The sequence below is a fragment of the Sharpea porci genome (assembly GCF_009695655.1).
Lineage (GTDB): Bacteria > Bacillota_I > Bacilli_A > Erysipelotrichales > Coprobacillaceae > Sharpea > Sharpea porci.
This window is the reverse complement of the sequence record NZ_VUNM01000001.1, coordinates 189,885-215,595: the sequence shown is the minus strand read 5'-3', so window position 1 is coordinate 215,595 and position 25,711 is coordinate 189,885. Positions and strand designations below refer to the sequence as shown.

Here is a 25,711-nt window from a genome sequence, read left to right as displayed (position 1 = left end):
GAAGGTTATATGAGGAGAAATACAAATGAATATTATTTTACTTTCTGGTGGTTCAGGTAAACGTCTTTGGCCTCTTTCTAATGATGTTCGCAGCAAGCAGTTTATCAAGTTGTTTAAAAATGATGACGAGTATGAGTCTATGGTGCAGCGTGTCTATCGCCAGATTACTGCGGTAGATGTTGGCGCAAAGATCACTATTGCTACAAGTAAATCACAGGCAAGTGCCATCAAGAACCAGCTAGGTGAGAAGGCGTCTATTTGTGTAGAGCCTTGCCGTCGCGACACATTTCCAGCCATCGCACTGGCTACAGCATACTTGCACGATGAGCTAGGCGTTGCTGAGGATGAAGCAGTAGTTGTTTGTCCTGTGGATCCGTATGTGGATAATACCTATTACGAAGCTGTCAAGACTTTGCAGGAGCTTGCGGAACAGGGTAGAGCAAATCTTACTTTGATGGGCATTGAACCGACTTATCCCAGTGAGAAGTACGGCTATATTATCCCCGAAAGCGGCGAAAATGTCAGCAAGGTGAGGGAGTTCAAGGAAAAGCCGGATGTTGATACTGCCAAGAAGTATTTGGCTCAGAGTGCACTGTGGAATGCTGGTATCTTTGCGTTCAAACTGGGTTATCTGTTGGATAAAGCGCACAGCATGATTGACTTCGAGGATTATCACGATCTGTTTAATAAATATGATAGTCTAACCAAGATTAGTTTCGACTATGCGGTAGTTGAGGAGGAACCTAGTATTCAGGTTTTGCGTTACAGCGGTGACTGGAAGGATGTTGGTACCTGGAATATGATGGCTGAAGTCATGGCAGATAAGACTAAGGGTAAAGTTATCTTGGACGAATACTGCGAGAACACCAATGCTGTGAACGAACTGAATATCCCGATTCTCTGTATGGGATGCAAGGATATGATTGTCGCTGCCAGTGGTGATGGTATCTTAATCGCTGATAAAGAACGTAGCGGTTACATGAAGCCTTATGTGGAAAAAATTGAGACAGAGGCAATGTATGCTGAAAAGTCTTGGGGTACTTATACAGTTATTGATGTACAGCCGGGATCTATGACGGTCAAGGTTTCTATGAGGGCTGGCGAACACATGACGTATCACATGCATAACTGCCGTGAGGAAGTATGGACGGTCGTTTCCGGTAAGGGTAAGGCAATCGTTGATGGCATTGAACAGGTATTGTGCATTGGTGATGTAATCACCATCGCACCAGGTTGTAAGCACACAGTCAAAGCTATTACGGCACTGGATATGATTGAAGTTCAGCTTGGTGAAGAAATCAGCGTTGCAGATAAGATTAAATTTCCGATGAAACATAAGACAGTGTAATGGAATTATGAAAATGATTCCGACGGGTAAAGAATTTTTATGAGGTGGTAATCGACTTCGGGAAAGAATATGGTAAAAAGATTAATCTAACATCATTAGCAGAAATTTGGGAGTGTTCGGTTAATCCGGACGGACCAAGTTATGTGACAAATGGTACATAAAAAGAAAAAAATGGCTGAAGTGCTGTAAGGTCAACCGGGATATCTTGGTACAAAAGTAGAAACGATGAGTTATCTGTGCTGGTGAAATTCATCGATGCCAAGTAAGATCTCTCAGTACAAGTTCATCCTTCTAATGAGTATGCGAGAGAACACGAAGGTGACAATGGTAAGAACGAGATGTTGTATGTCATCAACGCTAATGAAGGAGCCAGTCTGATTTATGGTTTCCAGCATGAGGTGACGGAAGAAATTATTCGTAAAGCATTTGAAAATGGAATACTGGATAAGCATCTGCAAAAGATTTCAGTCCACAAGGGTTATACTTATTTGGCTTCGGCTAGTACAGTACACGGAATTGGGAAGGACATCTTGGTAGCTGAAATTCAGGAAAGTTCTAATGTGACTTATCGTGTCTACGACTATGACCGGGTGGATAAGATCGTTAAAAAACGTGAACTGCATTTTGATAGAGCAGTGAAAGTTATGAAAATGAAGGTTGCATCGGATGTGAGTTAGAAAACGAGGATGTTGAAGTACTATTTAGGCTTTCTCGTGAATTGCTCTGGCTTTGCAAATATTTTGAAATAACAAGAATACAAATAAGGAAAGGTTTTGCATTCTTTGTTAATGATGCTTTTTTTCAGGTGTTAATGAGCCTTGATGGATATGGTGAAGTGTAGATGATGGATGTGGAGCAGAAGCCACTGCGATTCAGCGAAGGAGAAACACTTTTTTGCCTGATAGATTGAAGCAAAATTTAGTTATTAGGGATACTGAACTGCTTAAGGTAAGTGTTAACAAGCTTGTAGTGAGGGTGGAAAAATGACAAGAATGAAATTTATGAATACAGAGATTGATAATCTGACAATGCAGGAAACATTGCAGGCTATTGATCGACTGATTAAAGAGGATAAAAGTGCATATGTGGTAACTCCCAATGTGGATCATATTGTACAGCTTGAAACAAGTAAAGAATTACAGGCGGTTTATGAAAATGCGTCATTGGTTCTAACGGATGGTAAACCACTATTGTGGATTGCTAAATGGTATGGAACACCAATTAAAGAGAAAATTTCAGGATCGGATTTGTTCCCACTCTTGTGTGATATGGCTGCGAAAAAGAGATATAAGATGTTCTTTTTAGGTGCGGCTGAAGGGGTAGCTGCAAAAGCAGCAGAAAACCTTGCAAATAAATTTAAAGGATTAAAGGTTGTCGGTACATACTCTCCTCCATTTGGTTTTGAAAAAAATCAGGATGAGATGAATAAAATTAAATCCATGATAAAAGAGGCCGCTCCGCATATTTTGATTGTGGGATTAGGTTGCCCGAAACAGGAAAAGTTTATGTACCACCATTGTAAAGAACTTGGAGTACCGATTTCTCTTGGATTGGGAGCTAGTTTTGACTTTGAAGCAGGAAATATTAAGAGAGCTCCACGATGGATGTCAAATCATGGATTAGAGTGGCTTTTTAGAATTACACAAGATCCAAAGAGAATGGCAAAACGCTACTTGGTAGATGATCGAAAGATTCTCGGACTAGCGATTAAGTATAGAAAATAGGTGAATATATGTATTTAGTAACGATAATTACTCCCATTTATAATGGTGAAAAGTACTTGATGCGCTATTCTGAGCAGGTAAATGCGATTGGGTACAAAAATTTACAGATAATTGTTGTTAACGACGGAAGTAAAGATAAAACATCAGAAATAGTAAAAAAAATATGCTGAGAAAGATAGCCGAATAGAATTCATAGATAAAAAGGTGAATGAGGGTGTCAGCAGTGCAAGAAATGATGCATTAAAAAAAGCAAAAGTGACTTTCTGTTTCTTTTTCGATTGTGATGATACTTTTAATACACAAATCGTTGAAAATGTGTAGCAAAAGTAAAATCTGATACCGACACTGTTTGCTATAACTATGCATCAGTTCGTAGAAATGGAAACATAGCTGAACATCAGTTTTCCTATTTTAATGTCAATATAATAAAACGGAAATTTTGTAGCAGGTACTACCTAACTCCTTTGGAACATCGATAGCAGACTTAAAAGAATATCTTTCAGGTAAGCGAGGAATGCGTCAAGGAAAGGAATTAAATGGTCCGTGGCGCATGATGTATTCACTTAAGATAATCAGAAAGGAGAATATCTTTTTCCGAAAAGATTTGCGTGTTGGTGAAGATACGATTTTTACTAACAAATATCTGGCAGTAGCTGATGTGATTTACATGATAGATGAGTCACTGTATTATCTTCACAACAATGACGGGTCTGCGATAGAAACATATAATCTTGATGTTAATCGAATGATTTCAGGAAAGTTGCAACTTATTCAGGCAAAGAATGAGTTGTGCGATGAGCTGAAACAGAAGGGTATTGATGCATATGAATTGTGGGGTGGGGAATACATACTTTCCTCCGTTCAAATTGGCTATGCTCTAGCGAAGGATAAAAAATTATCATTTGCTGGTAAATGTAAGGCTTTAAAAAGTTACCATTTGAATTCATTAGTTGAAAATCAATGGAACCGCTTAAAAATAAAAGATATTATTGAATCAAAAAGCATTAAGGCAATTCCGGTGTTTTTATTAAAAATAAACTGGATTGCTATTACAGAATTGATGCTTATCCTGTTTTGTAAAATGGGATTTAAAATCAGCTGAGAAAGGGGCAGAGATGAAAGTATTAATAGATTTGACTTCTCTTGCAGATAACTTTTCTGGAATTGAGCGATTTGCACTTAGTATTACAAAAGAATTAATTTCGAATCAGAGCAGAAGTGATATTGAATATATACTCGTTTTCAAAAATGAGGTGCATAAAGATTTTTCTGAAGAGCGGAATAATGTAAAAAGAATTATTGTTAGAGGAAAGAACAAACTGATTTTTAATCAGTTGCAGTTGCCATTAAAACTAGCAACTGTAAAAGCTGATTACTATTTTTTTCCGGCTTTTCCAGCACCATTTTTCTTTTTTAACAGAAATGCAATAAGTGCAATTCACGATGTTGGGTGTTGGGATTGTCCAAGTAAAAATAAGAGGTACATGACTCTCTATTTTAAACTCATGTACAGAAAAGTGGCGTTTGGGCACAAGAAAGTCGTTACAGTATCACAATTCTCTAAAGACAGAATTTCAAAGATTTTGAAAAAAAATCCAGACGAGATTGCAGTTATTTATGATGGTTTATCTGATTGCTTTGCGAACTTTTCCTATAATAGAGAACAAGATATGAAGGCAAAAGAGGCCTACAGACTTCCAAAGGGGTATATTCTCTGTCTCTCGACTTTAGAGCCGAGAAAGAATATGAAACTTTTGGTAGAGGCATTTAGTGAACTTACTAAAGAAAAGATAATTAATACAAACCTAGTTCTAGCTGGAAGAAAAGGCTGGTTGATGGATGATTTGCTTTCAAATCTGGATAAAGAAATTGTTGATCGAATTCATTTCACTGGGTTTGTGGTTGAAGACTTATTGCCGTATGTGTATAGGAATGCACAGGTCTTCGTATTTCCTTCAGTATATGAGGGATTTGGAGTACCTCCAATCGAAGCAATGTCTATGGGAATTCCGGTAATTTCCTCTGATGCAGCTTCACTACCGGAGGTTTTAGGTGATGCGCCTTATTACTTTGAAAATCGAAATTTGAAAGATTTGAAGAAACAAATTGTAACCGTCATGAATCTTCCAAAGGAAAAGGTGGAGCTGACGAAAAAGGTTGGGGTAGAACAAGCACAACTATTTAATTGGAAAAATGAAGCATTGAAGTTAAGAGACACGTTGTTTAGGTGATGTATGGGGGTGATTAAATGCGAATTGGCATAGATGCAAGACCTTTGATTTCAGAGTCCCCTTCTGGAATTGGTATCTATCTGCTCGATATACTACGAAATTTTGAAAGAAATGAAAATACTACATATATTCTCTATACGAACGAGCCAATCAGAAATCAAGATCCTGTGCTGACTGGATTCGAAAAACGTGTAGTTCATGGAAAAATTGGAACGTTCACCATATGCTTTGGTTTAGATAAAGCATTAAAGGCGGATAAAATAGACAAATTTTGGGGTACAGAGCATATGCTGCCCCTTTTTGCGCATGGTGTAAAAAAAGTTTTAACTGTTCATGATTTGGCATTAATAATTAATCCGAAATGGGGAAGCAGAAAAAATGCCATTATGCAAAATATATTCTGCCGATTTTCTTGTAAGCATGCAGATGAAATAATTGTAGTTTCAGAAGCTACGAAAAAGGATATTGTTTCATTATTATCAATTGATGCAAGTAGAAATACGGCAATTCTAAATGGGGGGGTACGGCGAGTATATAACTCTCTCTGATGAAGAATGCAAAAAAATTAAGAAGAGATTTGAAATAGAAGCCGTACCATTCTTTGCGTATACTGGTAATATTGAGTCAAGAAAAAACATTGTTATGATTTTAAAGGCGTTTGAAATAGCTTGTGACAGGTTAGATAAAAATGTATCGCTTATTTTAGCAGGAAAATTAAGCTGGAGAACGCAGCCTATTATCGAATCGATAGAACAAAATAAATATAAAGATTAAATTCGCCTGCCAGGATATATTTCAGAAGAAGAAAAGAAATATCTAATGCACAATGCATGTGCATTTGTATACCCATCTAACTATGAGGGGGTTGGAATCCCGGTAGTAGAAGCAATGTCTTGTGGTGGCATAGTTATTATTGCGGACAATTCCTCTCTAAAAGAAGTTGGCGGAAAAGCTGCTTTTTATATACAAAAAACAGATGAGGTATCGCAATTGGCGGATAGAATGGTGCAGTGCTTTAATCTGTCAGATGCCGATAAAAAGAAATTAACGGTGGATGGAGAAAACTGGGCAGCACAATTCAGTTGGGAAAAGTGCGCTCATGAAACACAAACAGTGTTAGAGCAATATTAAAAACAAATCTCTCCTTAATTACATGTTTAAGGAGAATTATCAATGAAGAGAATTATTTTTAACGGATGCTGGGTAGGAACAAATGTTGTTGGAGTCAGTAGATATGCTTATAACATAATAAAAGAGTTGGATAAATTGCTTGAGGACTCTAAGGATAAGTATTGTGTCGAGTTACTTGTTCCAGCTGATGCTGTTGAGAGTGATTTAAGTTTTAACAATATCACGATAGTGAAGAAAGGCCAATGTAATGGAAAAGTTAAAAAATACTTTTGGGAGCAAGTGGTTTTTCCGCATTATGTAAAAGAAACTAAAGGGGTTGGCGTTGATTTAACGCTGAGCATTCCGGTGCATGGGATAAAATATATTGCTATCCATGATTGCATATATGAAAGCTTTCCAGAAAACTATAAAGGGCACGAACTTCATCGAGCACTATATATGTGGAAAGTAAAAATGGTTACAAAGCAAGAGAAGGTTCAAATAATAACGGTCAGTAATGAGTCTAAGAAGGAAATTGTTAAATATTATAATGTTGCATCTAACAGAATAACTGTAATTGGTAACGGTTGGGAACACATGAAGGACATTACTCCAGATGAGCGAGTGTTTGAAAAATGTAAAATTGATGATAAGAAACCGTATTTCTTTGCACTGGGTTCAAAATATAAACACAAAAACCTGATATGGATTTTGAATGCTGCGAAAAAGAATCCTGAATACAATTTTGTTTTGACGGGGAATGATTCTTTTTCAAATGAGTCTGAGGAATTAAATCGGAAAAAAGTAGATAATGTTATATTTACCGGCTTTGTATCTGACGGAGAAATGAAAGCGTTAATGCTTAATTGTGAGGCATTGATACAGCCGTCGCTTTATGAAGGGTTTGGAATTCCACCGATTGAAGCTTTAAGCATGGGTAAAAAAGTAATTGTATCAAAGGCAAGCTGTTTGCCAGAAATATATGAGGATTCAGCTATCTATATTGATCCTAATAATAGCGATGTCGATTTGAACCAGCTTATGAAAAAGTCGGTCGGAGATGCCAAGTACATTTTGGAAAAGCATTCATGGAAGAAATCAGCAAAAGAAATGCTCAAATTGATTGGCAGATGAGTAAAGGAGGAATTCGCTTTGAGAGTATTGATTATAAATTCTTTCTATGCTCCAGATATTCGTGGTGGAGCAGAATACAGTGTGAAAAAACTTGCAGAAGGATTACAGAGCAGAGGACACACAGTTCGAGTTTTATGCACGGGAGATTTTGACAAAGAAGAAACAATTGATGGTGTTGAGATTGTTCGTTTTAGACCGTATGGTGCACACAAAAAGAAGAACATTCATGATGTGCCACGGTGGCGAAGACTTTTGGGACATATTCTGGACATATGGAATATTGGAAACTGGAAGCGTTTATCTCAAGAAATTGATCGGTTTGCTCCTGATGTAATCAATACGAATAATTTGTACGGTATTACGCCTGTTGTGTGGAAAATTGCTAAACAAAAAAAAATTCGCTTGGTTCATACGATCCGTGATTACTACCTAATGTGCCCTCTTGTTGCGATGTCGTGCAAAAAGACAAATGGAGAAAAATGCGTGCATCCTGGATATGGTTGTCAGTTACATAGAAATTTGAATAGAATACATTCCAAGTATGTTGATTGTGTAACGGCTCCTTCTGCATTAACGCTAAATGTGTTGGTTGATGATGGCTTTTTCAAAAATAGTGAAAAGAAAGTTATCGCAAATGCAACGGATTTCGACATTGATTTAGTAAAGAAAATCTTATCGGTTCGGGTGGCTGAAGTTGACAAACGGAAAGGTGTTTCGTTTGTATATCTTGGCACATTAAGTGAGCAAAAAGGTATCCGCTGGATGATAGATTCGTTTAAGGCTATAGAAAATAAAACATGTAAGCTGTATATCGCAGGAAAAGGTGATTTGCAGGACTATGTCATAGATGAAACAAAAATAGACAATCGAATTGAATTTGTTGGTTTCTTGAATGAACAGCAGGTTTCACAGCTTCTTCAAAGAGCAGATGTTTTGCTTTGCCCTTCATTGTGGGAAGAACCTTTTGGGCGTGTTGTGCTTGATGCCTATAAAAATGCAATGCCTGTGATTTGTAGCAATATGGGAGCATTACCAGAGTTAGTCGAGGATGGACAAACGGGTTTTGTTGTTGAAGCAAGAAATCTTGAACAATTTAAGGATCGAATGACGTATTATATTGAAGATAAAAAGCGAATTATCCAGCAAGCGGAGAATGGTGTTAATCAGTTGGAAAAATATACTATAGAACATCAGATTGATGAATTTGAGATAATTTATAAAGGGTAAAAAAAGTGAAAATAAATAGAATAAATTTTAATAAACTGTTTTGGATAATATATTTTGTTATGATTGCATTGCCATTACATGCATCGAATAAATTGATTTCATACGTTTCTATAACAGGTATGGTTTCTATTTTTCATGTGTTGCTTGGAGGAATGCTTATTTATGCAATTGCTGCTGCTATAAAAAGTCATAAAATTAGCATAGAAAAAAATAGCTTTTTAGTTTATTTATTTGGAATCACTTTGATTGTAGCATTAATACATGGTATTGAAAACCATCCGGGAAATATAAATGCTGTTATTGGCGACTTTTCTATGTATTTCCTGTCCTACGCCATTTTTAGTATTATTAATAGTAGGATATTCGAAAGTGTAGATTTGCGATGGTTTTTTAAAATAACATTTTATGCTATGACAATATGCTTAACAATAAATATTCTGATGTATGCAACATCTGGATTTAGTTTCTGGGGTGTATCGACATTTGGTGGAGGAAGATTTGGTGGGGGGTATGTTTCTCTTATCGTTGTTACTGTTCTATATGGGGTGTATGATTTTTTATATGAAAAAACAATAAACACAAAGATATTAATTTATCATATTGTGTTGGCAATTATTAGTTCGCTCCTGGCACAAAGTCGAACGCATATTATTTTATGTGCTGTTGGATGCATTTTACTTCTTATTCCATTCTGGAAAAAAATATCATCGGCAATAGTTCTCAAGGTTTTTATCGTAGTAGTTATTGGGATAATTGGTTCGATGATTTTTCTTAAGGGAGATAGTAATCTTGCTCAAAGATTACTCAATATGGATATTACTAGCAATACAGAAACGACTGAAAGCAGAATGATTACATGGATATTTTACTGGAATCGTATTAAACAGAACCCTGTGGGAACAGGGTTTGGGGAAACGATGTATAATATTAATCCTTCTATGACATATGCTTTAGATACTGCAACGTATAATGTTGATAATGCATTTGCTGTTGTAATGTATAAGGGTGGTTGGATATTTGGATTTTTGTATTTTATGCTTATATTTAGGGCAGTATACAGAGATATAATACAATTAAAAAGGTCAGGAGACAAATTTTATGCGCTTGTGGCTATATTACTTTTAATGATGGTCGTTTCAACGATGATAATGACATCACAGGTAATTCATACTTATGCTATTAATACATTTATGTGGACGTTGTTAGGACTTAATAATAGAAATACTAGGAGGAGGGTTTATTGATATATGCCTTTAATTAATAAGGTAAAAAGACATTGTCTTATATGGTATAATATATTTTGCAAGACTATTCTTAACATTGCATTTCGAATAAAGTTTCTCTTCCCACCAAGTTATGGCTTAAATGTGGATGAAGAAAGACAAAAACATATTATTGTTTCATTAACCAGCTTTCCTGATAGAATGAGCACAATTTATATGTGTTTACGAAGCTTGCTTTGTCAAAAGAAGAAACCAGACAAAATAATATTGTATTTAAGTAAAAAACAATTTGAAGGAGTTGAAATTCCTAAAAAGGTTTTGAATTTAAAGCAATATGGAATTCAAATTGTTTTTTGTGAAGATTTAAAGCCACACAAGAAGTATTTTTACGCTATGCAGCAATATCCAAAAGATATTGTGATAACAGTAGATGACGATGTTTTCTATAGGTCTAATTTAATTGGAGACTTATTAGAGGCACATGAAAGGGAAAAAGAAGAGATTATATGTACAAGAGCTCATAAAATGAAATTTAAAAATGGAAAGTTGCTTCCTTATAAAGAATGGGATTATGAAACAAAAGATATACAAAATTCTAGCCATTACTTGATGGCGACAGGCGTAGGTGGTGTATTGTATCCGCCTGAAATACTTCCAGATTATGCTTTCGATAAAGATAAAATTATTCAGCTTTGTTTATTTGCTGATGATGTATGGTTAAAAGCTGTAGAGATTAAAGCGAGGAAAAAAGTACGGGCAATTCCCTCTTCTAAAACGAAATACGTCGTTGGAATCTGGGGATCAGAACGAGTTGCATTGAATTATTCAAATGTAGGTGAAAATAGAAATGATCAATATATAAAAAATACGTTTTCCTATTTTAAACTCACAGAGAATGACTTAAAGAATTAAAAAGGAAAGAATTATGAATATAGTTATTATTACATCAATTATGCTGCCTATGCCACCAGTGAAGGGCGGTGCTGTTCAAAATCTGATAAAGTTTTTTTTAGATGACAATGAGAAGACAAATGAAAATACAGTTCATGTTTTTAGTTTTTATGATTATGAAGCTGAAATGCAAGCTTCTGAATACAGGATGACTACATTCCATTATATTAAAAACACAACTTTTCTTGAAAAGATTCAAGAACTTAATATTAGTAAAGTGAGCAGAGCAGCAGTACTTATTAGAGAGAAGATATATATTGACAATGTTATCAAATGCATAGATGCTAATGATGAACTTAAAAATTGTGATATTATTCTACTTGAGAATTGTCCACAATTTGCTATTAAAATTAGAAAGAAGTTTTTATCCAAAAAAATTTATTGTCATTTGCATAATGATTATATTAACCTTAATAGTAGAAATGCTATCTCTATTATTCAGTCACTTGATAAGATAATCTGTGTGAGTGATTATATTGGAAGACAAGTACTATCTGTTTCAAAAAAAGCCAATGTAGTCACGTTACATAATGGTGTGTCCATCAGAAAACCAGATAAAAGAAAAGTAGAACTAATCAGGAACAAATATAAAACATCACAAAATGAAAATCTTGTGATATTTACAGGGCGTCTTATACCAGATAAAGGTGCACATGTATTATTGGAAGCATATTCTAAAATGCGGAATAAAGATAAATGTTCAATTTTATTTCTTGGAAGTCAATTGTACGGGAAGAATGTGGAAGATGAGTATCTGAAAAAATTGAGAGAGATGTCAAGAATGTATGGAGAACATATACATTTTACCGGATATGTTCCGTATGAAGAAATCTCGAATTATTATACTGCTGCTGATGTCGGCGTAATGCCATCTCTTTGGGAAGATCCTTGTCCGCTAACCGTGATTGAATGTTTGAGATATGGCGTTCCAGTTATAACAACGGATTCAGGAGGTATTCCTGAAATTGTTGATGAGAGTTGTTCGGTAATTCTTAATAGAGATAACATGCTATCACAAAAACTTGCAGATTGTTTAGATAAATTAATGAATAATAAAGATATAGTAAAGAAAATGAGTTCTGCAGCCTTGAAACGTTCAGAATCCTTTTCAGATGAATCTTATTTAAGAAATTTCAAATTACTTGTTCTCGATATTAAACCTACTGAATAATAAAAATTACTGACAACTATTCTAATCGATATAAACTATATGAAGAAAAATGACATATGAATGTAATGCGATTAATATTGGTAGTTGTTATGAAAAAAAGAAGTTGAGAGTGAGATATGATTAAGCAAGAAACTTATAAGTATTTATCGGAAGATCATGCAGTACTGTATTTGAAAGCTGTTGCCATTATGTTCATGGTATTTCATCATCTCTTTGCATTTGGAAATTTTGTTATTGCGTCTAATAGTTGGGTGTCAATAATAGGATATAAAAAAGCAGAAACAACAATTGCTATTTTTTGCAAAATATGTGTTGGTATATTTGCTTTTATAACGGGGTGGTTCGCCAGTTGTCATCATTATAAGTATGATTTTTCTTATCGTATTTATAAAATCGAACGACTACTTAAGAAGTATTGGCTATATTGTTTTGGATTTGTGATGGTTGGTTTTTTAATCTCAGAACCGCTACCTACTTTATCACAGTTTTCCTTTAATCTTATAGGCTTAGGAACAAAAGTATTTAATTATAATACGGTGGTGGGGTATATAAATGTCAGTCATGCTTGGTATGTCTTTTTTTATTTATTGACTATGCTGATTACATGTCCGCTTCTTAATAGAATGCGAAATATACAGACAAAGGGCAAAATCATTGCTTTTTGCATTATTATGGGTGGTTTGCATATTGCAATGAAAATGCTCCAGGATTTTTATGTATTACGATTTCCAGTTAGTATTATAATTGCAGGTGTAGACGATTATGCAAAATATAGCCCAATTGTTGCAGTTGGATATTGGTTGAAAGAGTACGATTATGACCTATTTAATAAACGGTACTTTAAACACTATGGCGTGTTGGGAATACTCATTTTTATTCTTCAATACAAGATACCATTCATGTTTGGAATCAATGCGGAAGTTATATATGTGCCTGTATTTGTATCATGTGTTCTTTCTTTTTTAGATGATTTGTTTAAAATGTTGGATAACCATCAAAAGAAAAAAGAAAATATTATATATAGCTTGACACAATTAGGAAAAGATAGCACTGACATATGGTTCTTACATAGTATTTTTTTTACGCCTCTTAGAAAATTACAATGGTTAGCATATTTTCCACGAATTAGTGTGCTAATTTGGGTGTGGACATTATTTTTGTGTTGCGCTATTACTGGAATATTTAATTACATTCGAACTGCTCTGTTCGCAAATCATTCCAAGCATTATGATTCTAAAATTTAATAGGAGGGAAAAAGATGGTTTCTATTTTGTAAATCATTAGATTAAACAATGAATAATTCAAGAACTAAAAAATCAATAAGGAATACAATAGTAGCACTGGTTGAGCAGGGAATATTTACTGTAATGTCTTTTCTATGTAGAACAGTATTTATATACTCACTGGGAAAAACTTATTTAGGATTTAGTGGTCTTTTCAGCGATATTTTAACGCTTCTATCGCTGGCGGAACTGGGTGTTGGCACTGCAATTCTGTATTCTATGTACAAACCACAAGCTAAAGGTGATCATAAACAAGTGGCAGCTTTGCTTAATCTCTACAAGAAAGTTTATAACACAATTGGTGTTATTATCACCATAATTGGTCTTGCATTGACTCCATTCTTGAAATATCTGATTTCGGATATTCCTGACATGCCAGAAATACCGATAATTTATATTCTTTATCTATTAAATACAACAGCAAGTTACTTCTTTATTTATAAGAAGAGTATTTTGATTACTGATCAAAAAAGTTACATTGCTTCATTGGTGTATATATGTACGACTACATTGCAGAATCTGCTTCAAATTATATTTTTGCTGACGACTCACAATTTTATCATCTATCTCTTGATTCAAATTGCGTGTACGCTGGCGAATAATATTATTATTTCTGTTTATGTTGATCGACATTATTCGTACTTGAAACAGTATAAAAATGAACAGCTATGCAAAGAAGACAAGCAAGTAATCTACAGTAATGTTAAGGCGATGTTTGTCAGTAAACTTAGTTCTGCGGTTGTTACATCAACGGACAATCTATTAATTTCAAAGTTTGTTAGTACGATTGTCCTAGGCTTGTATTCAAATTATACTCTGTTTACGACGATGCTTCGTACAATTTTCTCAAAGATTTTTGAGGCATTGACTGGAAGCGTTGGAAATCTTGTGGCACTTGAATCCAATGATAAGGTGTACAAAACTTTCAGAAAAATATGGTTTGTTAATTTTTGGTTGGTCTCTTTTTCCTGTGCGGCGCTTTTTGTTCTCGTGAATTCATTTATAGCTATCTGGGTAGGAGAATCGTATCTGTTAGAAGAAAAAGTTGTGTTTATTATTTGCTTGAATCTGTATATGCGACTCATCAGAAGTACATTTTTGACATTCAATGATACATACGGCATGTTTAAGCAGTTGAAACCGAAGTGCATTGCAGAAGCTATAATTAATCTGACAGTTTCGTTGCTTTTTGTCGGACCAATGAGGATGGGAATATATGGAGTTCTGCTTGGCACATTTGTAAGTAACATCACAACAAATTTCTGGTATGAGCCGTATCTACTCTTTAAAAAATTCGGTGTTAGTTTGAATAAATATTTTTCTCTGTTCGGAGAATATATTCTATTGACAGTAATAAGCGCAGGAACAATGTTTTGGGTCTGCAACTATGTGATTACTTTGAGTGGCTGGATTGGCTTTATCCTGAAAGTTTCAGTTACATGTATTTGTATTAACTTGTTCTATATTGTAGTGTTTTCTAGGACTGATGAGTTCAAATACTTTATGGGAATTATCAAAGCAAAATTAAAAGGTAAAGATAAATGGTAGAAGGTACTAGATCACAATCAGTTGATATTGAAAAAGGAATTCTAATTATATTAGTGGTTGTTGCGCATGCGCAAAGGGACATAGTTCACGATATTATTTTTATGTTTCACATGCCACTCTTCTTTGTAATTTCTGGTTTTCTCATTAAACGAGAAAAATTGTTAAAAGCTGGATATATGATGGGGAAGATTAAGCATTTGATTATTCTGTATGTAGTATATTTAGTGATTGATATGCTTCTTGTACGAAAGACATTCTCTGTACACGATTGGATGTATGCTATTTGGGGTGGCCGAGCAGTAACGGGTGTTTACTGGTACATAACCTGTTTCCTCTTCACTCTGTTTTTGTTTTTCGCACTTATAAGAAAATTCCCTGATGCGGCTGTAAAGGGCTTTGCTCTAATCGGGGGGGGAATAGCAGTAATTGAATCACATCTTATTGACAATATTCATTTTCTGCAATCACCTGGCATTCCGTGGAACTTGGACGTATCCCTAATGGCACTTATCTATTTAACCATCGGATTTTACTACAAAGGTAAGATTAAAGAACTGCTAAAATCTGATTTAAAAAAATATGATTTAGCAGCAGGGATCCTTGCAGCTGTCTTGGCTCTAATTTGCTGGTTTATTTACAGAGATGGTAATAGGCTTTACTATTTCGATATGAAGCCTGTGTGTTACAAAGAACTTATATCAGCATTATTGATACCATGTGCATTTGGATTTGTATTTGTAAGGTTGGTTTATTGGATGGAAAAAAACAACTGGCTTAAAGTTTGAAGCGTTTCCTTGCACTTTGCGGGCAAGCAACCATCCCAATCATGTTTATGCATATCCCATTGAATCATTGGGAAAAAAGCCTAGGGTATGGCAGAGCTACGTATGTGGTAATTGGTATTGGTATTTCTATAGTATTTACATTGATTTTCAATAAGTATAAAGCCATGAGAAAACTGTTCGGATTACCGAAATTGTGATATTTTGAGGGATGGAGCTCCCTACGCTGCTTTAATAATCACACAAATCTCTGGAGAGAGTAAATTGAGAAGCTCAAAAGTGTGGAATGAGAGATTTTGAACACAACATTATTTATCATGGCGCTCCGAATCGGTAGTCGGTTTGGACTAGAAATAAACAATTGAAGCCGGTCGATGATGCGAACCATATCATTATGGACTTCTCAATCCATGATGCGATTGAAGCTGATTTCAATCATATGGTATTTTTCATCCGTAAGGATATTGAGAAGGAGTTTAAAGAGGTCAACGGTGATCGCATTGCCACTATTTGCTCTTCTCACAATGTAACTGTAGAATACGCTTTCCATGATATCAATGATATTCCAGAAGAACTTCTGGAAAGCTGTACAAAGCCGTGGGGAACTGGACAGGCCGTGTTTGCAGAGAAAAATGTGATTGATACTCCATTTATCGTTATCGATGCAGATTATTACTATGGCAAAGAAGGTTTCATAGAGTTCTTCGAAAAAAGAAATCCCGGGCAATCCTCTAAAAGCCGAGTATCTGATCCCTATCTTCATTGGTTTTATGTTACTTATTTCAATTTCTATTGAATACATCTAATAAATATGATCTCATGTTTTACAGTTAGAAAACTTATAAAGGCGAAATGTATTGATAGAATCAATGCTTTTCGCCTTTTTGCTTGTTATTTCAGCTTCGTACTTTTCTTGGAGTTGACGACCCGCTGAAATTTTTTCAGATACTTCTGTGTAATGATCTCCCTTGATGGCTGGAATCCGAATGTCTCGGCCAGCGCATCAACAACTTCCGTCCGGGTGAATGATGGAATGTAGTTCGTTCCATTCAGGTATGTGATGTTGAGGTCACGAAGCGTGCTGAACACTTCGTCGCATGTGTATTTCTCGTTCAGATATTTCTTCTCTAGAAGGCGGTAGACCATGAGCGCCATGAAGCAGGTGAGAAGATGTCCGTTAATGGAGTCCTCCCTTGAGACATACATCGGTCTTGTCTTCAGCTCGCTCTTCATTATCTGGAAGCTTTCCTCGATCTCCCATCGCTGCTTGTTGGCCCTTATGATCAGTGACAGGTCACTGTCCTCCAGATCTGTCGTCACCGCATAGAAGCCGTCATATTTCTTTTCTTCGGCAATCTTGTTCTCGTCGATTTCATACAGCTTCTCGCTGGCAACCTCGCCGTCACCCGTCACGGACATTTCCGTGATGTAGTAGCGCGGGTCGCGCTGGTTCGTCTTCGTCAGCTTTCCGGGATTGCTGAGAAGCTTACGGGCTCTTTCCAGCTTCTTTTCCCTGATGTGGTTCTGATAGTCAGCGAACTTCCTTGAGTAGGTGACGATGTAGTTTTCCTCAAGGGTATACGTGCCGCCTGATGACTCTGATTTCCTGGTGCGCTTCTCCCATCTGTGCTTGAAGAAGACCAGGTCCCTTATTCTTCTTTTCTCGCCGCTGACTTCAATGAACTCCTTGCCTTCCAGGTCATTCAGGCTGAAGGTGCCTGGATGGCCCTCGAGCTCCCATCCGTCAGGGGAGATGGCCCATTCCTTCATCGTCTTTGCCATTTTCCTGATTGGCTGGGTAACGATGTAGGCGCCGTTCCTCTTCATGTCATTGTAGACCTTGTTCTCCCATCCGTTGAGGCCGGCATCCGCACAGACGATGAACCTTGACACCTCGAAGTCCTTCTCCACCCTTGCCTCGAGCTCCCTCAGGGACTTCTGCTCGTTCTGGTTACCGGGAAAGATGTAGTCAGCCAGGGGGATGCCGTCCGAGTCCATGAAGAGCCCGTACTGGACGATGGGGCTGGGGCGGTTTTCCTTGCATTTCCCGTACATCCTGAAGCCATCCTCCTCCTCAATCTCGAAGTAGAAGTTGGTGCAGTCGTAATAGAGGACCGAAGTGTTCTTCTCGAAGAGAGCGGCACTGTTCCGGTAGAGCTCCCTTTCGATGAGGTACCTGTTCTCGGAAAGGACGCTCAGTGAGCGGTAGACGTCCGCCAGGGAATAGTCAGGCGCATCAAGGAATTTTGCGGCCGTCTCGTATGTGGACTTCTTCGATGACGGGCAGATGACCCTTGCGGCAACCAGGTCGCTAATGATGGCTGCAAGGTCGTACCTGAACCTGTGCTCTCTGGCGATGGCACTGCAGATGTCCCTGATGCCAAGAGAGCAGAGGATGTTCCTGATGTAGAGATAGCCGATATTGAAGACGCGTTTCGAGTCCCTGCTAATCAGGTGCTCGGGACTGAGCGACAGCTCAACGACAGCCTTGTCCTCCCGGTCCTTCTTTCTCAGGCTCTCGACATGGTCCCTGAGCTGTCGCACCACCTCGTCACGCGAGTCGGTGCCGTACTTCTCCATCAGCGATGCCAGGCTGCCCAGCCTCTCGACGACGAAGGTCGTCTTTTTCTTTGTTTCAGGGTTGTAGTAGTCGTCGATGACGTAGAACGATTCTGAATGCTTTGACTTTGAACTTTTGATGCGCTTTGCCATGGGAATACCTCCATAGAGCCATTATATCATACATTACGGAATATTACGATACTAAAATACACAAAATTTGACAAAAAAGTCATGAAAAAAAGAGCAGAATTTGAATTCTGCTCCGTCCAAACTGTAAAATGCCCGAGATTATTACTATGGCAAAGAAGGTTTCATAGAGTTCTTCGAAAAAAGAAATCCCGGGCAATCCTCTAAAAGCCGAGTATCTGATCCCTATCTTCATTGGTTTTATGTTACTTATTTCAATTTCTATTGAATACATCTAATAAATATGATAATCTTTCAACGTACATTTGTATAATAGCGTGGATACAAATATTTGTATATTGGGAGAAATTAGAATGTTAATTTATTTTGGGGAAATCAAATAATATTTATCTTAATGGTAAGCAATAGTTGTTTACCATTTTTCTAGTTCTTTCAGTTATTAAAGGAGCGTGAATGAAAATGTTAAAGAAGATTTTAAGAAGACGTAATTTCTTAATCTTACAGGCAATTACATCAATTGTATTGATGATTATGGTTGTAAGATTAGGATTAGTCCCAATGAAGTATTTAATCATTGTTGGATTAGTATTAGTTGCTTTAGAACTAGGAATGTATGTATGGCTACAGCCATATAAACATAGACATCATCATGACAAGAAAGGTAAGACAAGATACTTAGTTGGTAAGATTGTATCCTTGGTATTATCTTTACTAATGGTTGTTGGCAGTTTTGCTGTTAGTAAAGGTAATAAGAGTATTGATGAAATGTTTGGAGATAATAAAGAAGAGATTACTTATTCAGTTATTGTTCTTAAGAACAGTTCATATAAAAAGTTAAGTGATCTCAATGGTAGAAGTATTGGTGTACAACCAAATGTTGACACTACAAACCAAAACTATGTACTAAAAGAGATTGCTAAAAAAGTCACATTAAGTCCTACTGAATACTTAAACTATCAAGCAGTTGCTGAAGGATTAGTTAGTCATTCAGTAGAATGTATTTTACTGAATGAAGCATATAGAACAGCACTAGCTGAATATGATAGTAACTTCTCTAAAGATACAAAAGTCATTTGGAAATATACATTGACACAGAATGTTAAGCCACAAACAAAGAGTACTAATGCTGCAGGTACATTTATTGTTTATATTTCTGGTATTGATGCATATGGTACTGCATCAACAGTTTCTAGAAGTGATGTCAATATGATTGTTACTGTTAATACAAATACCCACAATATTCTGATGACATCTATTCCAAGAGACTACTATGTACCATTAGCTAATTCAGGTAAAGAAGATAAATTAACGCATTCTGGATTATTTGGTGTTGAAAACACAGTTAAGACAGTAGAAAATTTCATGGATATTGATATTGATTATTATGCTAGATTAAACTTTACTACATTAACTGAGCTTGTTGATGCAATTGGGGGTATTGATGTTTATAGTGATAAAGACATTAAATTATTACATGGTAGAGAACTTCATGAAGGTGTTAACCATATGGATGGTGCAACTGCGTTAGCTTTCGCAAGAGAACGTTATGGTTATGAATCTGGTGATTATCACCGTGTGCAGAACCAACAAGATGTTCTTACAGCTATCATCAAGAAAATGTTATCTCCAACACTATTAACGAACTACACGAAGATTCTTGATGCAGCAGGTGATTCATTCACTACAAATATGCCAGCCGACAAGATGAAAGAATTAGCTAATGAACAGCTTAACACAAATGCATCTTGGAACTTCTCTAGTCGCATTATGCAGGGAACAGGTAAAATGATGACAGGTGGTTATATGATGCCTAATACAAAGCTTTACTATACAATTCCTAATGAAGATAGCGTTAAACAAAATAAACAATATATCAAAGATGTCTTATCTAATGACACATTGAATTAATAGGAAGGAACTCTATGGATAATACTTTTGTAACTGAAACAAACAAAGAAGAAGAAACTACCATTGATTTAATGGAAGTCTTTAAACAGCTCAAAACACATATTAGATCTATTATTCTTACAACACTTTTAATTGCTCTTGTTGCAGGTGTAGTAACAGTATTCTTTATACCAAAGAAATATGAATCTACTGTACGTTTGTATTTAAAACCTGATTCTTCTACAGGTGTTTCTGATTATAGTCAGGTTACAGCTAATAACTTATTAGTAAACAACTATGTTGAAATGATCAAAGGTAACAATATAACTGAAAAAGCTGCTAATGAATTAAAATTAGATCAAGAAGAAGTATCAAAAGCTCTTTCAGTCAGCAATGAAACGAACACTCAGGTTATTTCAATAACTTCAACTACTACTGATCCTGCATTATCAAAGAGAATTGTTGATCAAGTCACAAAGACATTTAGAGATGAAGTAAGAGAAAACTTAAATGTTACAAACATTACTATAATTGATAACTCTAAGATTGCGACTTCACCAGTATCACCATCATTACCTAATAACTTAGCTATGGGTGCATTTGCTGGTGCTGTATTATCGATTGCATTTGTGATTATTAGAATGCTTATGGATACAAGAATCCATAATAAAGATGAAGCTGAACAGTATCTTGGTATCCCTAACTTAGGTGCTGTACCATTTATTGAGAATAAGTAATGGAATTTGTAGATATTCATGGACACTATGCATGGGGTATTGATGATGGTATTAGGGATCTAGATGAAGCCAGAGCAGCTTTACAGAATGCATCTAAAGTTGGTGTAAGAGTCATTGCTGCTACACCTCATGTTATTAGTGGAACACATTTTGAAAAAGATATCCAACACTTTAAAGAACGTATCAACGAACTAAAGAAAGAAGCAAGTCAAGTAGGTATTGAAGTTCATGAAGGAAGTGAACTTTTCCTGAATCATGATGCACCAACTTCTATTCGAAGTGGTTATTTCATTCCATATGAAAATACTAAATATGCATTATGTGAATTCGATGTCAGAAGAAATCTACCCGATGACGAAGATGAAGTAGAAGAATACCTATATTCATTTAAATCACATGGCTATACACCTGTAGTAGCACATGTTGAACGTTACTTCAAAAAGGGTATTGATATTGATCGTGTAAGTGAATGGGTAGATATGGGTTATTTCATTCAAGTCAATGCATCCAGTCTCATTGGTACACATGGTTCAACAGTTCTCAAGAATGCAGAGGCATTAATTGAGAACAATCTAGCTATGTTAGTAGCGAGTGATACACATAAGAGTGAAGGAAGACGTTCTCCTGCTACACTTGTCGATGCATATGCATTTATAAGCAAGAAATATGGTGAAGATACAGCACATATTCTCATGCATGATAATCCACTTCATATTCTACATAATGAACCTATTGTAAGGACACAAGTAAAAAAAGTTGGCTTCTTTAAGAAACTATTTGGGAGGTAGACATAATGGCTAAGAGAAAGAAAAGAACACATATTGGTCATACTTATAGCATTCTCGATAAATCTAGCGAACATCAGCAATTTGACTATGCAGAAGTGTTCAGACATATTAGAACAAATATCGAATACTCTGGTACAGACCAGGAAATCACATCAGTATCAGTTACATCTACACAAGCTGGTGAAGCGAAATCAACAGTTTCAATGAATCTATCTTATATCTTTGCAGCTAAATATAAGAAAGTTCTTATTATCGATGCAGACTTAAGAAAAAGAACATTACATAAATATATGAACTTACCAAACGATGAAGGTCTAACAGACGCTGTTAGAGAATTTGGTAAAACACATATGTATGATTCAAAATTCTTTAAAGTTATGGAACATGAAAGCTTTGCAGGTAACCTCTATGTACTTACATCAGGTACACAGGTACCTAATCCTACTGAAGTATTAGGTTCTAAGAGCTTTGCGGATTATATGAGGGAATTAAAGAAACATTTTGATTTCATTATCGTTGACTGTTCTCCTGTTCTTCAGACATCAGATCCTGTTCCTGTAGGTAATGCTGTTGATGGTACAATCTTTGTCGTATCTGCTCAGGATACGAATAGAAAAGATGCTACTGCAGCAGTAGAAATGTTGAAGAGAAATCAGGTTAATATACTTGGCTCCGTATTGACTAAAGCTGAAATGCATGATGCCTCAGCATATTACTATTATTACTAATGCTTAAGAATATTGGTTTTAAAATATCTGTTGTTGTTATAGTCGCTATGATTGTAGGCCTTCTTGGCTACAATCATTACACTGAAAAGATGAATGCGGAGTCGCTAAGCAAAGAAGAAGTAACAACACCAACAGAAACAAAGCCTGAAAACACAAAGAAGAATAATATCATTGCTATTGGAGATGGATTTGTCAATGGACAAGTCAATTTCATTGATGCATTATCTAATGATGCTAATGCAAATGTTACACAGTTTGGTGGTGTTAGTGATACATCAACTGATGTAGCAATCAGAGCAAATGCCCTTAATGTCTATGTCAACAATATTACTATTCCATCTTCCGTATCACCAGTCGCTATAACGCTCTATAACCAACAAGGAGAATCACTTGACGCTTTACATGGCAAGGGCACGAACTTCGACAATGTCACAATTGGTGGCATAGAAGGTCAGCTCTCTTATAACCAACAAGACAAGAAACTCTACTTTTCGAGAAACAATGCTGGTAAAGAAACAGCCATCACTAAACTTACACAAGTTGAAGGACAGAAAGTTGAATTTAATGCTAATGATACTTATGTCTTCTTTGTTGGTCAAAATGATCCCTATTATAAAGGATCAATCTTTAAAACAATCAACAATATTAATGCTATTGTAAAGAAATACAATATCAATAAATATGTTGTTGTATCTCTTACAAGTAAAAGACATTATGAAATCGTTGACGATATGAATGATGTATTAAAAGAAGAATTCAAAGATCATTATCTAGACTTTAGAACATATCTTCTTACAAGTGGTCTTAAGGATGCAGGTATACAACCTACAAAACAAGATACAACAGATATCAAACAACAAAAGATACCAACATCATTACTCAACCAAGATCTCTTTACAGGCAATAAGTCATTCAATGACTTATTAGCCAAGCAGATCAATGAGAAAATGAAAGCACTAGGGTATTTAAAATAACAAATTCATGAAAAGGGTATCTCTACATTCTGTAAAGATACCCTTTTCTCTTAATATATGTATATTGTATAATAAATGAGAAGACTTATTGAGGAGAGGGACTTATGTTTAATGAAAATAATAGAAAAAAGAATATAATAACACTTGCTGTATGTTTGATACTGGTTCTTTGTATCGTTGGTCTTGTCTTCTACAATAAAAAATCAACATCTAAAGCTTCAAAAGAAGCCATGAAGATTGCTGAAGCACAAAAGGTTAAGAAGAAAGCAAGAAAGAAAGAAGAAACACAGCCTGCTACACAAACTACACCTACTGTAGAACAACCATCCCAAGAATCTACACAAACAAATAACCAGGCACAACCTCCAAAAACAAGTACAGAAGAACCTAAGAAAACTATAACAACAAAACCTCAACAAACAAAGAATACAAATAATAATAACGTAACAACAACTAAACCAAAACAAAATACTACAAATAAAAAAACGAATAATACAACAACACAAACACATCATTCAAAACAAAATACAAACACAAATAAACAACAAACATCTCAACCTGTAAAACCTAAAACAGAACAACCAAAAGAAGTCAATTCTCATGAGAATGACTCATCGACAAAACAAGATCAGGATTCTCCTGAAAATTATAAGACTGAAGATAGTTCAAATTAGCTAAGGATGTTTGTATAATTATGGTATTTTAATGCTACGGTATAAATGTTGTATTTGATGTTGGTTATAATGAAATATTTATTGATATTAGGCAATGGCTCTAAAAAGCTGTTGCCTTTTTTGCTTTATTTAGGGATATCTATTTACAAAGTACATCATGTTGATGACAAGCCAGGAGAGTTTTATAAAAGAAATGGGATTGTAATACGATGTTCTTGTATCAGTTCAGTTTGAACATAATAGCTTAAAATTGGACAATTTATATGTATACATGGGGGGATTTATGATGTTGTTGAATATTACCAATCATCCTTCTCGAAAATTGAGTTCAAAACAAATAACAGCGAGTGAAGTATATGGTGAAATTGTGGATATGCCTTTTCCCTCTATTTCACCATATCTTGAAAGCAGGGAAATTGATGTCATTGTTGGTGAATATCTAGAAAAGTTCAGGCTTATGATCAACCTGTGGTGCTATTGCAAGGTGAATTTATATTCACTTACAGGCTGACACAATACCTTAAAGAGAATGGCTATAAGGTTATAGCTGCAAGAAGTGATCGTCGTACTGTGGAATTTACAGATAAACATGGCTATATGGATAGAAGAAGTGAATTTGAATTTGTAGGTTATATGGAGTACTAGATTATGCATACGAATGAAATTATACACATCAACGGAAGATATCATAAAACTGATTGTGATCTGATCGATGACAAGCATGTGGCAATTAGAATAAAAACAGGTAAGGATATAAGACGTGTAGAGGTCGTCTATAATGATCCCTATATTCGCCTTAATACACAAGAAGGACTCTACTGGCCCTTTCATATAGCTGAAATGAAGCAAACTGGTAATACTTATACCAATAACTACTATACAGCAATCATTCCTTGTGATTTACATCGACTGAAGTATTATTTCAAAATATATTCTGATACTGAATGTGTACAATATAGTGAAACAGGCTTTACAACAGATTATAATCATGATGATCTAGCCATGTTCTTCATGCCCTATATTACAGAAAGCAATATCTTTACACCACCATCATGGATTAATGATATTGTTTGGTATCAAATTCTACCTATTAGATTCAATAAAAATATCAAGGGTATTATTGATAAATTAGATTATCTTCATGACTTAGGTATTAATGGTATGTATATTAATCCTATCTATAAAGCCAAAAGCTATCATAAATATGATGTTACTGATTATGCTAGGGTTGACGATGATTTAGGGAATGAGGAAGATTTTGAGAATCTTTGTAAGAAAGCTCATGATCTTGGTATGAAAGTTATGCTTGATATCTCTCTAACACGTTGTAGTGACCTCAATCCTATGTTTCAGGATGTAATAGAAAAGCATAAGAAGTCGCCCTATTTTGATATGTTTAAGGTGCTGGAAACTGAAGATGGCCAGCTAGAATATGAGACTTTTAGGATGATACGCTCAATGCCTAGAAAGCTTTGAAACTAT

At 35.6% G+C, this 25,711-nt stretch carries 26 protein-coding genes and 1 pseudogene; 26 read left to right on the top strand and 1 reads right to left on the bottom strand.

All coding sequences use genetic code 11. From position 1 onward, the window contains the following. Positions 1 to 25 precede the first annotated feature (25 nt). The 18 genes and pseudogenes from FYJ79_RS01085 to FYJ79_RS01000 all read left to right on the top strand — a co-directional run bounded on the left by FYJ79_RS01085 (position 26) and on the right by FYJ79_RS01000 (position 16,528). Complete coding sequence (locus tag FYJ79_RS01085; protein ID WP_154514140.1) at positions 26 to 1,348, top strand: sugar phosphate nucleotidyltransferase; 1,323 nt, start codon at positions 26 to 28, stop codon at positions 1,346 to 1,348. A 338-nt stretch (positions 1,349 to 1,686) separates the two neighbouring features. Then, positions 1,687 to 2,025, top strand: a complete 339-nt coding sequence (locus FYJ79_RS12490; RefSeq protein ID WP_229771277.1) for a class I mannose-6-phosphate isomerase — start codon at positions 1,687 to 1,689, stop codon at positions 2,023 to 2,025. A gap of 306 nt (positions 2,026 to 2,331) precedes the next feature. Further along, entirely contained in the window at positions 2,332 to 3,072 is a 741-nt protein-coding gene (locus tag FYJ79_RS01075; RefSeq protein ID WP_154514139.1) for a WecB/TagA/CpsF family glycosyltransferase, read from the top strand. A gap of 8 nt (positions 3,073 to 3,080) precedes the next feature. Beyond that, positions 3,081 to 3,242 carry a glycosyltransferase family 2 protein gene (locus tag FYJ79_RS12790; protein WP_154514138.1) on the top strand — a complete coding sequence of 54 codons (162 nt, stop codon included), beginning with the start codon at positions 3,081 to 3,083 and terminating at the stop codon, positions 3,240 to 3,242. Positions 3,243 to 3,249: 7 nt separating this feature from the next. Then, a pseudogene (locus FYJ79_RS12785) lies at positions 3,250 to 3,393 on the top strand (glycosyltransferase); the annotation flags it as partial. Between the two features lie 193 nt (positions 3,394 to 3,586). Next, entirely contained in the window at positions 3,587 to 4,174 is a 588-nt protein-coding gene (locus FYJ79_RS01060; protein ID WP_154514137.1) for a hypothetical protein, read from the top strand. A gap of 13 nt (positions 4,175 to 4,187) precedes the next feature. After that, entirely contained in the window at positions 4,188 to 5,303 is a 1,116-nt protein-coding gene (locus FYJ79_RS01055) for a glycosyltransferase family 4 protein (protein WP_154514136.1), read from the top strand. Between the two features lie 17 nt (positions 5,304 to 5,320). Further along, positions 5,321 to 5,851: a glycosyltransferase gene (locus FYJ79_RS01050; RefSeq protein ID WP_154514135.1), complete on the top strand. Its 531-nt coding sequence runs from the start codon at positions 5,321 to 5,323 to the stop codon at positions 5,849 to 5,851. A gap of 226 nt (positions 5,852 to 6,077) precedes the next feature. Further along, positions 6,078 to 6,434, top strand: a complete 357-nt coding sequence (locus FYJ79_RS01045; protein ID WP_326803004.1) for a glycosyltransferase — start codon at positions 6,078 to 6,080, stop codon at positions 6,432 to 6,434. A gap of 42 nt (positions 6,435 to 6,476) precedes the next feature. Further along, complete coding sequence (locus tag FYJ79_RS01040) at positions 6,477 to 7,547, top strand: glycosyltransferase family 4 protein (RefSeq protein WP_154514133.1); 1,071 nt, start codon at positions 6,477 to 6,479, stop codon at positions 7,545 to 7,547. A gap of 18 nt (positions 7,548 to 7,565) precedes the next feature. Continuing rightward, positions 7,566 to 8,774: a glycosyltransferase family 4 protein gene (locus tag FYJ79_RS01035; RefSeq protein ID WP_154514132.1), complete on the top strand. Its 1,209-nt coding sequence runs from the start codon at positions 7,566 to 7,568 to the stop codon at positions 8,772 to 8,774. A 5-nt stretch (positions 8,775 to 8,779) separates the two neighbouring features. Further along, positions 8,780 to 10,018 carry an O-antigen ligase family protein gene (locus tag FYJ79_RS12730; RefSeq protein ID WP_154514131.1) on the top strand — a complete coding sequence of 413 codons (1,239 nt, stop codon included), beginning with the start codon at positions 8,780 to 8,782 and terminating at the stop codon, positions 10,016 to 10,018. A gap of 3 nt (positions 10,019 to 10,021) precedes the next feature. Then, a complete protein-coding gene (locus tag FYJ79_RS01025) occupies positions 10,022 to 10,909 on the top strand; it encodes a glycosyltransferase (protein ID WP_195836980.1) in 888 nt (295 codons plus the stop codon). 13 nt (positions 10,910 to 10,922) lie between these two features. After that, entirely contained in the window at positions 10,923 to 12,119 is a 1,197-nt protein-coding gene (locus FYJ79_RS01020; protein ID WP_154514129.1) for a glycosyltransferase family 4 protein, read from the top strand. Between the two features lie 116 nt (positions 12,120 to 12,235). Continuing rightward, positions 12,236 to 13,363 (top strand): acyltransferase family protein, encoded by a 1,128-nt coding sequence (locus FYJ79_RS01015; RefSeq protein WP_154514128.1) that lies wholly within the window; start codon positions 12,236 to 12,238, stop codon positions 13,361 to 13,363. A gap of 48 nt (positions 13,364 to 13,411) precedes the next feature. Then, positions 13,412 to 14,950, top strand: a complete 1,539-nt coding sequence (locus FYJ79_RS01010) for a lipopolysaccharide biosynthesis protein (RefSeq protein ID WP_154514127.1) — start codon at positions 13,412 to 13,414, stop codon at positions 14,948 to 14,950. Then, the gene (locus FYJ79_RS01005; protein ID WP_229771276.1) at positions 14,944 to 15,735 is read left to right on the top strand and encodes an acyltransferase family protein; all 792 of its coding nucleotides are present in this window, start codon (positions 14,944 to 14,946) and stop codon (positions 15,733 to 15,735) included. The genes FYJ79_RS01010 and FYJ79_RS01005 overlap by 7 nt, the downstream gene beginning before the upstream one ends. Positions 15,736 to 16,093: 358 nt before the next feature. Continuing rightward, complete coding sequence (locus tag FYJ79_RS01000; protein WP_229771275.1) at positions 16,094 to 16,528, top strand: hypothetical protein; 435 nt, start codon at positions 16,094 to 16,096, stop codon at positions 16,526 to 16,528. A gap of 95 nt (positions 16,529 to 16,623) precedes the next feature. Here the strand turns inward: FYJ79_RS01000 and FYJ79_RS00995 are convergent, their stop codons facing one another. Then, complete coding sequence (locus FYJ79_RS00995; RefSeq protein ID WP_154514126.1) at positions 16,624 to 18,444, bottom strand: IS1634 family transposase; 1,821 nt, start codon at positions 18,442 to 18,444, stop codon at positions 16,624 to 16,626. Positions 18,445 to 18,900: 456 nt separating this feature from the next. Here FYJ79_RS00995 and FYJ79_RS00990 point away from each other — a divergent pair, with 456 nt between their 5' ends. From FYJ79_RS00990 to FYJ79_RS00950, 8 genes are all read left to right on the top strand, one after another. Continuing rightward, entirely contained in the window at positions 18,901 to 20,349 is a 1,449-nt protein-coding gene (locus tag FYJ79_RS00990) for an LCP family protein (RefSeq protein WP_195836979.1), read from the top strand. Between the two features lie 14 nt (positions 20,350 to 20,363). After that, complete coding sequence (locus FYJ79_RS00985) at positions 20,364 to 21,065, top strand: YveK family protein (protein ID WP_154514124.1); 702 nt, start codon at positions 20,364 to 20,366, stop codon at positions 21,063 to 21,065. Further along, positions 21,065 to 21,853, top strand: coding sequence for a tyrosine-protein phosphatase (locus tag FYJ79_RS00980; RefSeq protein ID WP_154514123.1), 789 nt, complete (start codon positions 21,065 to 21,067; stop codon positions 21,851 to 21,853). The genes FYJ79_RS00985 and FYJ79_RS00980 overlap by 1 nt, the downstream gene beginning before the upstream one ends. A gap of 5 nt (positions 21,854 to 21,858) precedes the next feature. Then, positions 21,859 to 22,581 (top strand): CpsD/CapB family tyrosine-protein kinase, encoded by a 723-nt coding sequence (locus FYJ79_RS00975; RefSeq protein ID WP_154514122.1) that lies wholly within the window; start codon positions 21,859 to 21,861, stop codon positions 22,579 to 22,581. Beyond that, positions 22,581 to 23,555, top strand: a complete 975-nt coding sequence (locus FYJ79_RS00970; protein WP_154514121.1) for a hypothetical protein — start codon at positions 22,581 to 22,583, stop codon at positions 23,553 to 23,555. Before FYJ79_RS00975 ends, FYJ79_RS00970 begins: the two co-directional genes overlap by 1 nt. Positions 23,556 to 23,659: 104 nt before the next feature. Further along, positions 23,660 to 24,229, top strand: coding sequence for a hypothetical protein (locus FYJ79_RS00965; RefSeq protein WP_154514120.1), 570 nt, complete (start codon positions 23,660 to 23,662; stop codon positions 24,227 to 24,229). A 283-nt stretch (positions 24,230 to 24,512) separates the two neighbouring features. After that, positions 24,513 to 24,740, top strand: a complete 228-nt coding sequence (locus FYJ79_RS00960; RefSeq protein ID WP_195836978.1) for a hypothetical protein — start codon at positions 24,513 to 24,515, stop codon at positions 24,738 to 24,740. Positions 24,741 to 24,877: 137 nt separating this feature from the next. Next, on the top strand, positions 24,878 to 25,705 hold the full coding sequence (locus tag FYJ79_RS00950) for an alpha amylase N-terminal ig-like domain-containing protein (protein ID WP_154514117.1): 828 nt from the start codon (positions 24,878 to 24,880) through the stop codon (positions 25,703 to 25,705). Positions 25,706 to 25,711: the final 6 nt, after the last annotated feature.

Coding starts and splice junctions, on each gene's coding strand:
- FYJ79_RS01010 (WP_154514127.1), top strand. CDS start 13,412: ATGAATAATTCAAGAACTAAAAAATCAATAAGGAATACAATAGTAGCA.
- FYJ79_RS00960 (WP_195836978.1), top strand. CDS start 24,513: ATGATGTTGTTGAATATTACCAATCATCCTTCTCGAAAATTGAGTTCA.
- FYJ79_RS01025 (WP_195836980.1), top strand. CDS start 10,022: ATGCCTTTAATTAATAAGGTAAAAAGACATTGTCTTATATGGTATAAT.
- FYJ79_RS00985 (WP_154514124.1), top strand. CDS start 20,364: ATGGATAATACTTTTGTAACTGAAACAAACAAAGAAGAAGAAACTACC.
- FYJ79_RS00995 (WP_154514126.1), bottom strand. CDS start 18,444: ATGGCAAAGCGCATCAAAAGTTCAAAGTCAAAGCATTCAGAATCGTTC.
- FYJ79_RS00980 (WP_154514123.1), top strand. CDS start 21,065: ATGGAATTTGTAGATATTCATGGACACTATGCATGGGGTATTGATGAT.
- FYJ79_RS01060 (WP_154514137.1), top strand. CDS start 3,587: ATGCGTCAAGGAAAGGAATTAAATGGTCCGTGGCGCATGATGTATTCA.
- FYJ79_RS01075 (WP_154514139.1), top strand. CDS start 2,332: ATGACAAGAATGAAATTTATGAATACAGAGATTGATAATCTGACAATG.
- FYJ79_RS01020 (WP_154514129.1), top strand. CDS start 10,923: ATGAATATAGTTATTATTACATCAATTATGCTGCCTATGCCACCAGTG.
- FYJ79_RS00965 (WP_154514120.1), top strand. CDS start 23,660: ATGTTTAATGAAAATAATAGAAAAAAGAATATAATAACACTTGCTGTA.
- FYJ79_RS00970 (WP_154514121.1), top strand. CDS start 22,581: ATGCTTAAGAATATTGGTTTTAAAATATCTGTTGTTGTTATAGTCGCT.
- FYJ79_RS01085 (WP_154514140.1), top strand. CDS start 26: ATGAATATTATTTTACTTTCTGGTGGTTCAGGTAAACGTCTTTGGCCT.
- FYJ79_RS01005 (WP_229771276.1), top strand. CDS start 14,944: ATGGTAGAAGGTACTAGATCACAATCAGTTGATATTGAAAAAGGAATT.
- FYJ79_RS00975 (WP_154514122.1), top strand. CDS start 21,859: ATGGCTAAGAGAAAGAAAAGAACACATATTGGTCATACTTATAGCATT.
- FYJ79_RS01040 (WP_154514133.1), top strand. CDS start 6,477: ATGAAGAGAATTATTTTTAACGGATGCTGGGTAGGAACAAATGTTGTT.
- FYJ79_RS01050 (WP_154514135.1), top strand. CDS start 5,321: ATGCGAATTGGCATAGATGCAAGACCTTTGATTTCAGAGTCCCCTTCT.
- FYJ79_RS01055 (WP_154514136.1), top strand. CDS start 4,188: ATGAAAGTATTAATAGATTTGACTTCTCTTGCAGATAACTTTTCTGGA.
- FYJ79_RS00950 (WP_154514117.1), top strand. CDS start 24,878: ATGCATACGAATGAAATTATACACATCAACGGAAGATATCATAAAACT.
- FYJ79_RS00990 (WP_195836979.1), top strand. CDS start 18,901: ATGTTAAAGAAGATTTTAAGAAGACGTAATTTCTTAATCTTACAGGCA.
- FYJ79_RS12790 (WP_154514138.1), top strand. CDS start 3,081: ATGTATTTAGTAACGATAATTACTCCCATTTATAATGGTGAAAAGTAC.
- FYJ79_RS01015 (WP_154514128.1), top strand. CDS start 12,236: ATGATTAAGCAAGAAACTTATAAGTATTTATCGGAAGATCATGCAGTA.
- FYJ79_RS12490 (WP_229771277.1), top strand. CDS start 1,687: ATGTTGTATGTCATCAACGCTAATGAAGGAGCCAGTCTGATTTATGGT.